This window comes from Aetokthonos hydrillicola CCALA 1050 (assembly GCF_017591665.1).
Taxonomy (GTDB): domain Bacteria; phylum Cyanobacteriota; class Cyanobacteriia; order Cyanobacteriales; family Nostocaceae; genus Aetokthonos; species Aetokthonos hydrillicola.
Window position 1 is genome coordinate 34,944 of the sequence record NZ_JAAKGC010000040.1, and the last position, 12,130, is coordinate 47,073.

At 37.8% G+C, this 12,130-nt stretch carries 8 protein-coding genes and 1 pseudogene; all 9 read right to left on the reverse strand.

Annotated features, from left to right (window positions below):
- On the reverse strand, window positions 1-1,245 hold the full coding sequence (locus G4P69_RS20055; RefSeq protein WP_208342290.1) for a glycosyltransferase family 4 protein: 1,245 nt from the start codon (window positions 1,243-1,245) through the stop codon (window positions 1-3).
- Window positions 1,246-1,289: 44 nt separating this feature from the next.
- On the reverse strand, window positions 1,290-2,507 hold the full coding sequence (locus G4P69_RS20060; protein WP_208342289.1) for an O-antigen ligase family protein: 1,218 nt from the start codon (window positions 2,505-2,507) through the stop codon (window positions 1,290-1,292).
- A gap of 63 nt (window positions 2,508-2,570) precedes the next feature.
- Window positions 2,571-3,491, reverse strand: a complete 921-nt coding sequence (locus G4P69_RS20065) for a glycosyltransferase family protein (protein WP_208342288.1) — start codon at window positions 3,489-3,491, stop codon at window positions 2,571-2,573.
- Window positions 3,492-3,517: 26 nt separating this feature from the next.
- The gene (locus G4P69_RS20070) at window positions 3,518-4,402 is read right to left on the reverse strand and encodes a glycosyltransferase (protein WP_208342287.1); all 885 of its coding nucleotides are present in this window, start codon (window positions 4,400-4,402) and stop codon (window positions 3,518-3,520) included.
- 68 nt (window positions 4,403-4,470) lie between these two features.
- On the reverse strand, window positions 4,471-5,793 hold the full coding sequence (locus G4P69_RS20075) for a flippase (protein ID WP_208342286.1): 1,323 nt from the start codon (window positions 5,791-5,793) through the stop codon (window positions 4,471-4,473).
- Window positions 5,794-6,029: 236 nt separating this feature from the next.
- A complete protein-coding gene (locus tag G4P69_RS20080; RefSeq protein ID WP_208342285.1) occupies window positions 6,030-7,295 on the reverse strand; it encodes an ABC transporter ATP-binding protein in 1,266 nt (421 codons plus the stop codon).
- 81 nt (window positions 7,296-7,376) lie between these two features.
- Window positions 7,377-8,204 carry an ABC transporter permease gene (locus tag G4P69_RS20085; RefSeq protein WP_208342284.1) on the reverse strand — a complete coding sequence of 276 codons (828 nt, stop codon included), beginning with the start codon at window positions 8,202-8,204 and terminating at the stop codon, window positions 7,377-7,379.
- A 147-nt stretch (window positions 8,205-8,351) separates the two neighbouring features.
- Window positions 8,352-10,545, reverse strand: a pseudogene (locus G4P69_RS40475) (GumC family protein).
- Window positions 10,546-10,707: 162 nt separating this feature from the next.
- The gene (locus G4P69_RS20095; RefSeq protein WP_208342293.1) at window positions 10,708-11,133 is read right to left on the reverse strand and encodes a hypothetical protein; all 426 of its coding nucleotides are present in this window, start codon (window positions 11,131-11,133) and stop codon (window positions 10,708-10,710) included.
- Between the last annotated feature and the right edge of the window lie 997 nt (window positions 11,134-12,130).

Genomic DNA, 12,130 nt, shown 5'->3' on the forward strand with positions numbered 1-12,130 from the left:
CTATAATTTAATTTCATTAAAAAGAGCCAGATAACGACTTGCTTGAGTTTCAAGCGTAAATTGTTGTTCAGCCTTATGACGAGCATAATGTGACAGCTTTTGGTACCTTTCTTCATTTTCTAGTACCCAGGCAATTCCTTGTGCTAAATCGTCTACCTCAAAAGGTTTAGCCAAATAGCCATTTCTTTGATGTTCCACAATGTCGATTAAGCCGGTACTGTTAAACGCTACTACAGGAGTAGCACAAGCTAATGCTTCAGAAGCAGTTTGCCCAAAAGCTTCCTGTATTGATGGCACAACCATAACATCAGCAGCTGAGTAAACACATGCTAGTGATATGTCATCATTTAACTGTCCTAGGTAACGAGCTTTCAATCCCTGGTCGATAGGATTGTTTGGTTGAGATGACCCAAAAACTGCTAATTCTATCATGTCTCGCCACCGAGATCGGCTGAGATTTTGTAATGCTGATTGTAGAAGGTGAAATCCTTTTCGGTGATCGCTGGTGGCGTTAAGTGCTCCGAACAAAACCAATCGTTTGTCTTTGGGTAAGCCAAGAAGTTGTCGTGCTGCTTCTTTATTAAGAGGTCTGTAGGTATTGGTATTAAGTCCATTAGGAATAATTTCGATCCGCAGATCCTTAAATAGAGAACTAGAACTGGCACATTTCGCTATCCATGAACTTATAGCAACAATAGTTAAGTTAAGCTTTCTCCAAGCTTTAGCTTTTCGTCGCCATACCCAATGAGATAGATCGCACTGATGGTTACTATCTAATTCAGGACAAAAACCACATGATGCAGTGTAGCGATCGCAGTTCCCACTATAGTGACAACCTCCAGTGAAAGCCCACATATCATGTAGTGTGAAAACCAGGGGGCGATTGAGCTTCGCAAGCGTCTCTATCTGCATAAAACCGCCACTAATCCAGTGGAGATTAATGATATCTGGATTTAGTTTACGAACTTTATGTGCAACTGTATCTGGTAGCCATTGAAGGGATAATAGTGTATTTTTTTGCTGACGATAAAGTTTTAAAGGTAAAGCATCGAATGTAATTTTTGCTCGAGCTATGCCCTGAGATAGCTTAGTTCTAGGTTCAAGTATGCTGTTGTCACGGCTGTATTTTTCTAACACTAACATCCGTGATGTTACATTTTTATTCAGTAATCCCTGATGCAGCCGGTATGCAGCTCGGGCAGCACCTCCATTGATGTCAAAAGAGCTAAGATGTAAAACATTCATATATCTCCACTACCCTGGTGCAAACTATTTTTCACAATTTTTAGCTATACTGTTTTTTTATTTCTTCGACGAGGCTCAAGATATAAAGAGAGTGAAATCGTCACATAAAGTAACCAATAAACATTATATGGTACAAACAATAAGCCTTCTGAGCAACTTAGCATAAACAGATATACTAACGATTGCATTGGCCAAAAATCTTCCCATGTCTTAGCACATAAAACTATTTCACTTAATCCTTTAAGGACGGATTGGAAAAAGCTAATGACAAAAATAGTAAATCCTAATAAACCTAAATATAACCCTATCTCTATAAAGCCGTTATGAGAACCACTTGCCCATGGGTAATCTGCTTTTATATTTATAGACTCAGCACTCCCCCAAAAACCACCAAACCCATACCCAAGAAAAGGTCTCTCCTGAATTTTCACCATTAAATCTGACCATAGTGGAGTACGTCCCGTCAAGGAAAGATCTTTCCCTTGCGTAGCAACTAAAGTTTCTGCATGATTGATAGACCATATAGATCCGGTAAAAATTAGTAATATCGCAAAGCTAATAAAAATTACCTGTAACTTGTATTGATTGCTCTGTATAAGTTTGTATACAATAAGTAGGACTATAAAGGCAGCTAGGATGCTAACGGCGGTTGCTGACTTTGACAAAAGTAGAACAACTACTGATAATCCAAAGCCCGGCCATAGTATCCACCAATATCGACGATTACTTAGAGCTAGATGTAGAAAAATTCCTGCACTTAAAGCCATATTAGCTCCTAATACAGTTTTATGACCATAAATACCAGATAAACCTATTTCACTAACTCCATAAAACGGAAAAAGGAAGTATACAATCAAAGAAGATAAAGCTGCCAGGCCAAGGGGTAAGGACAACATCCACATTTGCTCTTGTACGCTGTATTGCCAAGATAAGTAAGCTCCTGTTAGATATATTCTCCATATCCCTTTGGAATACTCTAAAGTTTGCTGTGGATCAGCAGACCATAAAATAGACACAGAAATCAATCCCACTAGTAATAATAAAGGTATATTTCTCGTAGACGTATAGATGATTGATTTCCAATGCCTGGTCATCAAAATCATTATAAATACATAACTACCTATATTATTTAATGTACTAACTAAAGAACCTCCATATGGATCAAGTGATAGATCTTGTCGAGGATGAGGCTGGAAAATTCCAACCGCTAGCATTAGCAGGATAATGGTAGCTATTTTATCTATCTTCTTAATAGATTTCATAATCAAGATAAAGGAAGAGCTAATTAGTACTACAAAATAAATTTAGCTATTAAATCATCCTTCTTAATTAGAGAAGATTTTTTTTAATTTCCAGGATATCTTATCCCTTAAAGTATGAGTATATGCTTTTTGATAGAATAAGAAACTATACTCTCGGTTTTGAGTTATAGTACATGGTTCTATTAGAGGAAATGACATAGAAATTATAGGGATCTTAGAAAGACCTTTTCTATCTTCTGCTGTTCTTGAAGCAGCTTGATCAAAGCCAATATTCTGAATCAGATTTTTTGATGGGACAACCGATAAACCTGATTGCAAGAAACGGGCGAGATCCCATTGATAATCCCAGGTATCAATTTTTCCATAGTAAACTTCATCAAAATGTTTCTCTCTTGTTAAAGATTGCTTACTGTCACAAATTACGTCCCTGAGTCTCTCTCTAGTCTCTGGCTTCGACCAAAGTTCCATGTTTATATCATAATATTTCCATGCTCTCCTCCAAGAAGCCCATCCCCAAATAGAGCCATAATAAGTGAAGTGGTAGCTTTGAATATTTGGCTTCCATTGACCCTGGATATTAAAGCCTGTGACCATCATAATACGTTCATCGTATCGATATTTTTCTAATAATTCTTCACAGAATCTGAAGAAGGTAGGATCTGGCAAACAATCATCTTCAAGAATAATTGCTTCTTCAACATTGTTGAAAACCCAATCTATTCCACTAGATACTCGTTGCTTACAACCCAAGTTAGTATCAGCATAATTTTTTATTACTTCACAATCCCAATCAACACGATCAATAATTGCACGAGTAAGAGCACACTTTTCTGCCTCATCTGGGCGATCAGGACGCGACCCATCTGCAATTACAAGAAGCTTTGCTGGTTTTGCTTGGCGAATTGTTTCAAATACTCTCTCAGTTGTATGTGGTCGGTTGAATATAATAAAAGCGACGGGGGTTTTTAGGTATACATTAGGCATGATATTTACGTTTGTTATATACCAAATTAAAGTACTCTTTTTTGAGGTGAAAGAAAATTCAGATAAAATTCCCGAATGGCAATTTTACATATCAGAAATATGGATCTTTTCCAAATTTTCAGAACGTACAATGGAATCACAATTTTTCGAGATACAAGTATAATAAATACTGTCCAATCAATTGGGTTATCTAGTGATTTTTTTGAAAAAATTTTTTTTATAAAACTTAAGAAATCAAGATGCTCAATTTGAAAATTGTAAAATCCAGTAGTTTCTTCGTTTACAACGGCATTAAAATCATATGAGACAGTAAGCTTATACCCCTTTTTGAAGGCACGAATAGTGAATTCATAGTCCGATAGGTAATGAGGTAGAATTTTAGGGTAAAAATTGCCAATATTGACTAGATCGACAAATCTTAAAAATAACCCCCTAGTTGATAAACAATTAATTTCGTCTGGCACTTCAGCTAGCCTGATTTGTAGAGGTCTGCTGAAATCAATATTCATTCCTACACTTGTAGCGTTTCCAGTACTGTTACCACTAGAAGCCGCTAACATTAAAGTTCTTTCTTGGCCTTTTAAAATTTGAACAGCTTTTTCTAAAAAGCATTTATCGAATGTTACATCATCGTTAATCATTAGTACGATATCAGAAGAATCAGTATTGTTCTGCTTTAACCAGTTGATCCCCTGTTGTAAACTACCAGCCCACCAAAGATTTCCATCACCTCTAATAACTGTAAGGGATTGAATTTGTTCTTGTACCATTTGCGCTGTGCCATCTGTAGAACCATCATCAACCAGAATTAGATGATAGTTTTGATATGTTTGAATCTTCAAAAGATTAATAAAGGATTCGGTAATTGAGCGGCGGTTATGAACCGGTAAAATAATATAAACTTTATCCATATTGAAATGGTAATATACTCTTCTTTATGAGAAAATACACAAACTGAATTATCTAAATTAATTAATAGCTATTGCTTAAATAATAGCAATGATTTAATTTGAATTTTAAAGATTTTTCGAGTTTTTGGATGAGTGGCATTACTAAAAAAATCAGAAAATGAGTAAGAAATTACAGTGGCGAGAGCCGCACCCATTCCACCGTAGGTAGGAAGAAGAAATATATTTAACAATACGTTTGTAACTGCTCCCATCAAAGTTCTGTACATAGCCAAGTGCGTCAAACCTTCAGCAATATACCAAGGTGATATTGCAACCCCCATGAAAACAAACAAAGAAGACCAGATATGAATTGCCAAAATTGGACCTGCTCCTACATAACCATTACCAAACAGTGCTGTAATTATTGTTCCTGAGAGGAAAGTCATTGGCACAGAAATAGTAAGAGAAATCAAGACCATAAACCGCACAAATTGATTCATGCGCTGATAGTAAAGTACTTCACTGGCCTGTTTTGCTTGATAAATGGTAGGAGCAACTGAAGAGGCAATCGTTACTGGTATAAAGTACCATATCTCGGAAATACGAGTTGCAGCTGAGTACACTCCAACAGCTTCATCGTTAACCATTTGCCCCAGCATAATCTGATCTATTTTCATGTAGATCGCAATGGCAAAAACAGAAAAAATTAAAGGCCAACTTTCTTTTATGAGAGCTTTAGCTATGGGAAAACTCCAACGCCATAACAATACAGAGTAGCCCTTCAATCTATAAGCGATCGCCAAACCTATTGCACCTAAAGCAATTTCTGCCACCGATACCCAGGCAAAAGCAATCAATGGTGCATGCATTGTAATCAGAACGACTTTGATTAAAGCAACAATGATAAAAGCTGTATTTTTGGAGATTACACTGTACTTTGATTGAACTTGAGACTGAAACCAAAAGTCGATAGTATCGAAAGTTTGGAAAATTGCTACGCCTGACAAAATTGCTACTAGCCAAACCGCTAATGGCTCGTTTTTGCGTAGTACAAAGACGCAGCCAACTGCTAACAATAGGGAACAGACCCCACTAACAAATTTAAGGCAGAAAGTGGTTCCTAGAATCTCCTCTTTGTTTGAGGAATCACGGACAAGATCCCGGACTACTAAACTATCTAAGCCTAATGCGGCAAACGGACTAAAAAGGGAAACAAAAGCAGTCGCGTAGTTAAAAAGACCATATTGCTGCACTCCTAAGTATCGGGCAACCCAGACTCCTATAATTAGACCTACACCCATGCGAAAAATGCGATCGCCAACCAACCAACCTGTATTCGCAATAACTGCACGGAGTTTAGGACGAGATTTAAATAGAGATAATTTCGGAATTGTGAAATTCTTTGGTAGCATCTTACCCAAACTTTATTATGACTTTATGTGGGCAGGAACCTAACATCTGACTAGTTACAAGCCTTCTCTACGAGATACTACGCGAACCCAAAGGTCATAGAATTTAACCTAGTTGACCATAATACTTCGCTCCCAGTAGCAGTTGAGAAATACTTATGGCTCTTTGTTGAGTACGGTTCCTCTGTTGAAAATTTATGAGAATGCTTTGCCAAAGCCTTAGATTGTGCTAATTTCAATCAAACAGGACTAATTACATCCTTTAAAGACTTTAAATCTATTTCTAAACAACCACGCCCTAAGGATTGAGATAATACTCGAACTCGACCTTCTTGTGGAGGACGAATCACCTCAAAAGCTAAACAATTTTCAGCACGATCATAATATTCAATCTCAGGTTTTGTGAGATCTAAACTAATATAATATTTACCTAAAGCAAGTTGATTGATTGGTAAAATAACTGATACAGGGTTAGAACCTGGTTCCAGGTGAATAGATTGATCAGGGTTAAGCGCTCCTAGCGTTCCGAATCCTACAGGGTTTCCTATTGCATCTGCCAAGAGCAGCTCTAAAGCTACGATCTTTTCCTCACTACTAAATATTTCGACATCGATTTGAATATAGCTAGCTACTGACTGATCATCATTTTTGATATTTCCCGAAATTAACGTTGGTTTTCCATTTTTTTGTTTTGAACGAACGAAGGAATTGGATATAGACTCATCGGCTAAGTACATTTGAACCACACTAGTTGGTTCTCCATCAGCTTGTAAATATCCTTTTTGCATTAAAAGACAGCGATCGCACAATAATTGAATAGCACTCATATTGTGACTTACAAAAAGTATCGTCCGCCCTTCTTTGCCTACCTCTTTCATTTTTCCTAGACATTTGTCTTGAAATTGGGCATCCCCTACCGCGAGTACTTCGTCCACAATCAAAATTTCTGGCTCCAAATGCGCTGCCACTGCAAACGCTAATCTCACATACATCCCTGAAGAATAACGCTTCACAGGTGTATCTAAAAACTTTTCAATCTCCGCAAACGCTACAATCTCATCAAATTTGCGTTGAATTTCTGCTTTGCTCATGCCCAAAATAGCACCATTGAGAAAAATATTTTCTCTACCGCTTAGTTCTGGGTGAAAACCCGTTCCCACTTCTAATAAACTTGCAACTCGCCCTCTAGTGCGAATAGTTCCTCTCGTTGGTTGAGTGATTCTGCTAAGAACTTTTAGTAGTGTTGACTTACCTGCCCCATTACGACCAATAATACCAACTCTATCCCCTTGCTTAATCTCAAAGGAAACATCATTCAACGCCCAGAACTCTTCTCGAGATGGAGTTGATTCTTTTGTTGCACTGAGATTTAGAGCTTTACCCAAGGACTTTGCCTTATTGGTAATAGTCCCAGCAAATGTCTTATAGTGATTTCTATTCTCCTGATGATGTGCAATAACGTACTTCTTAGCTAGGTTCTCAACTTTAATCGCAGTATCTGACATCTGCCCAATTCCTGTCTCAATGGTGTGAGTTATTCATGCGAAAACTTCTGTAATGTATCACACCCCTAAATCCACTAAACACTAAATCACATCAGCAAAAGTCCGTTCCATCTTGCGGAAATACCATATACCACTCCATAGAAGTAGCACAACTACAACCAGAGATAATGCAAACCCTTGTAAATATATTTGTGACTCGCCGTGCAAAATTGCCCACCGGAAACCATCAATGACTCCCACCATTGGGTTAAGCGAATAGAGCAAGCGCCATTGTTCTGGAACAATTTTGCTACTAAAACCTACAGGAGAAATGTATAAACCAAACTGTACGAGGAAGGGTACAATATGGCGGAAGTCTCTATACTCAACAGTTAAAGCCGCTAGCCACAAACCTACACCCATTGACGCGCCAAAAGCAATTAAAATGAATGCTGGTAGAGTCAAGATACGCCAATCAGGTATAAAATTATACCATGCCATTAAGGCCAACATAATCATGCCGGAGATCATAAAGTCTACAAAGCTGACTATCACAGCGCTTGTAGGCACTATCAAACGTGGAAAGTAAACTTTAGAAAGCAAGTTAGCATTGTTAATTAAACTATTACTAGACTCAGTTAGCGCACCTGAGAAAAATTGCCAGGGTAACAAAGCAGCAAATACAAGTATTGGATAAGGAACTTGACCCTCGCTTGGTAGCTTTGCTACGTTACCAAAAATAACAGTGAACACTATCATCGTTAAGAAGGGACGAATCAATGCCCATGCCATACCAATAACTGTTTGCTTGTAGCGTACCAAAATATCCCGCCAAGCTAGAAAGTAAAATAGCTCTCGATATTTCCACAAGTCAAGCCAATACTGCTTTTCAGTACGTCCTGCCTCAATAATTAGTTCTTTACTAGTCATTTACTTAGGTTAAGTTATTGATTTGTTAATTTACTAACTCGATATAGTTTGAATTTAGCTAATTTGCCTTGACCCTCCCTCTACAATTAGAATTAGTGATGAAATATAAGGCGAGATAGCTCCCGCCAATACCCCACAAAAGATTTTTTATCTGACTAAAGTAGCGTCACGAAATACAGAAGAAGCTTCGGCGTGTTCTCTTGCGTAGTAGAAGTAGCTGTCTGGCTCATTTTTCAAGTTGACGGCATTAACCACCATTCCCAGAACATTTTGACTAGATTGATTCAAGAACTCCTTAACTGCGCGAGCATTAGTAGAACTAACAACTCCAGGGCGAACTACGAGTAAAATTCCATCAGCGAGATTAGACAAAACAGCAGCATCTGCCATGCCTGCCAAAGGAGGAGTATCAAAAATTACAAAATCGTACTCTTTAATAAACGAGTTAACCAAGCTAGCCATACGCTGAGAATCCAGCAATGCTACTGGGTTTGGTGGTACAACTCCCGAAGGGAGAACGTGGAGGTTTGGTATTGGCTCTCTTATAGCTAATTCTAGGGGGACTTGGTCAACAATAACATTTGATAAACCAACAGCATTTGTCATTTTCCAAATATGATGCTGGATAGGATGACGCATATCTGCATCTACTAGCAACACACGTCGTCCCACTTGAGCCATAGCCATCGCTAAATTTGCAGAAACTTCAGATTTTCCTTCTTTGGGAACAGAACTTGTGACTGCGATCGCTTTAAGCTGTTTATCCGAACTCAAAAACTTCAAATTTGCTTGCAACATTTGGTAGGCGTCACCAATAGGAAACTGAGCGATGTCTCTACCAATGACTTTAGGAATTGGTTGTTCGGCATTTTTCTTGGATAAACTCTTTTTGCTAGTTCTACCTACAGAAGGAATGATCCCAAGCAACGTGTATTTGAACATTTCCTTAGCTTCTTTAACAGTTTTTATAGAACTGTCAATAATATCCAAACTGAAGGCAGCAATAATACCCAGCAGACTACCAACAATTACTCCCCCCCGCAATAATCGCTATTTGTTTAGAAGCAGCGGGTTTATCTGGTACTAAAGCAGGGGAGATAACGCGAGCATTTCCAATATTTTGGTTTTCTGTGACTTGCACCTGTTGTAGTCTTGTTAACAGTGCTTCGTAAGTTGTTTGAGCAGCTTTTAACCTACGTTCTAGCTGACGTTGGGTTTGTTCTAACCTCGGTAAAATACTTGCTCGTTTCTTGTAGGCAGCTAACTTATTATCCAGCGTAATGATTTGTTTTTCTAAACCAGCTCGCTCTACCTCTGTACGAGCAAAATTGCTAATTAGTTGTTGTCTTAATTGACTGTTCTGTAAGTTTCCTGTAGGGACAGTTGTAATACCTTGCTGCTTTATTCTCTGCTGTAGTAACTTATTGAGAGCCGCAACTTTTTCTTGTAAGTCCACTACTGAAGGATGTGTCGTGTGAAACCGGCTTTGCATCAAAGCAAGTTGGCTTTGTGCATCTTGGAGTTGGATAACTAGTTGTTGAATTCCAGGTATTTCAGTAGCAGAGGTAACGCTTACAGCCTCTTGAGAAGCTAGAGCAGCTTGTGCTTGTAACTTTTGTGACTGAGCCCTGACATTTTCCAGCTGAACTTGAGCTTGAGAGATTTGGTCTTCTAACTTGGTAGTTTCTTCAACTGCTGCTGATGCTTCAGCCTCTAGAGAAATGATTTTATTTTGCTCTTTAAATTTACGCAAAGCTGACTCTGCTTGTTTTACAGCAGCCTCATTTCCTGGGAGTTGCTGTTGTATGAACTTGCGAGCTGAGACTGCTTCAGCTCGATTTGCCTCTATGTTATGTCTAATATAAACTTGTGTGAGTTGATTAACAACTTTTGCTGCTACCTGTGGGTCTCTATCTGTATAGGAAATATTTATAACATCGGTGCCTTTAACACCTTCTACCTTGAGTTTACCTGGTAAACCTCCTTTTAGAGGTCTTCCAGTGCTGTCTTTGAGCTGGAGTGCGTCAGATGCTTCTTGAAGAACCGGAATCGATGTAATTATCTGTACTTGAGTATCTAAGGGACTATTTGCACCACTACTGTCACTTTTTAAAGACTCAAGGCGTCCTATAGCTTCACCTATACCTGTTAGGGCAGAAGTTTGGTTCTTACTGATTAAGAGAATAGCTTCTGCTTTGTAGATGGGTTTTAGTGAAATCGAATACAGAAATGCAAGAATAACAATCAACCCAAAAGTCCCCACAGCAGGCACCCAGCGTCTTTGTAGAACTTGCAGGTATTTTTGAAAATCTATTTCTTCAAAGTTTGATACAGGCTCCATGTTAGCAGACCTTAAAAGTACTGAAGGACATTTTTATGCAACTATAAATCATTAAAAGGATTTATATATAGCTTTGTTCAACGAATTGTGATTGCGTAGATGTAAAGCAGTCCGAGACTCTCAAGGTTGCATCTGTATCGGACCCAAACAATTTTTACACACTTAAGTATAAAACTGAAAATCCCTCATTTTACAATGAATCATCCGTGCACTTTTACGAGTGAACTCTCCGACAGAAGGATTTCCCTCTGGGTCAATGACCCCGATTGCTTGTTGCCAAAGTTCCTTTGGTGCTACGGTGACAGCATAGGTTTGAGCATCCCGCCTTTGGACATGATACCATTTCGTTACTTGACATATGGGGCACCAAAAGGCTTCTAACCATTCTCCTGACAAAGGAACAGATGTTTGATTTGCTACTAAAATTAAAGCTTTCTGTCTGCTCATTCCTCGTTGCTGAAGTTGACCAGCACGGTCTGCAAACAAGGAATATTTTTGGCTAACACTTTCTAAGTAGCATCCGTGGAGTGGACAGTAAATAGCCCGTCGCTTTGAACGTTTCCGATTTCGGTCACACCTTCTCTGCAATTTACCCTCTATTTGATGCATGACTACAAAACCTTAATAGTTGTAACTAGCACAACCAAGACAAATACAAATCCCTCAAGCCCCTCATACTTCTAAAGTTCATTTTATGAATAATGCTATTCATCGATAGTAGTAAGTATATAGAGCGAAAAAATTAGGTCTCAGTAGATAAGACAAATCTACTTGAGTAGCGTTTAAAAGTGTTTTAAGGAAAACAATTCGGGTGCATTGGGGGTCACAGAATTAAGGGCAATAAGCAAAGATCATTAACTCTTTACTTAAAAATTAGCAGTAAAAATTGTTACTTAAATCATTGTATTAAAACTAGTACCCCCAGGCGAATTGTCAAAGTAATAATGTTACCAAAAATTTTACGTTAAGTTCCATGTTTTGAACTGAAAAGTTTTTGATTTTAAGTTACACGCTCCCCACAATTCGACCATCTTAAAGTTAGTAATGAATACATAACTGTAGATGGCTACGTTGGAGGGACTGAGATCAAAAAGACCATCAAAGCCCAACTCCTTACAATCACAAATACTAAGTTTTCATTATATGGGACATTGGTACACTAATATACCTCTTTAACTAGAAAACAATTTACCTTTATATAGAATACATAACATAATTGTGCATCCCTACTAAATTATTTTGATTTTTGTGAAGTTATTATAAAGATTCTATAAAGTGAGTATTCAAAACACATCAAATAGCCTCTTTCTGCTATGAATTAACGTGTAATATTTGTGTCAGTAATTCCGGATACATTTTTCTCAATTTACTGGGAATTCTGTTTTTTTTCTATGTAAAAACACTATTAAAATAATAACAAGCAATTATACTGATATTAGTAAGCTAAATATAAACAAAAATAGAGATAATAAATATAGATCAATTTCCAAATATCAGCTTAATTAGCAGCAATTAACATCAAAAAGAATGTTTTAAAATTTACTTCATGAGCAATAGTGTTTATTGGCAATACACACCACATTGT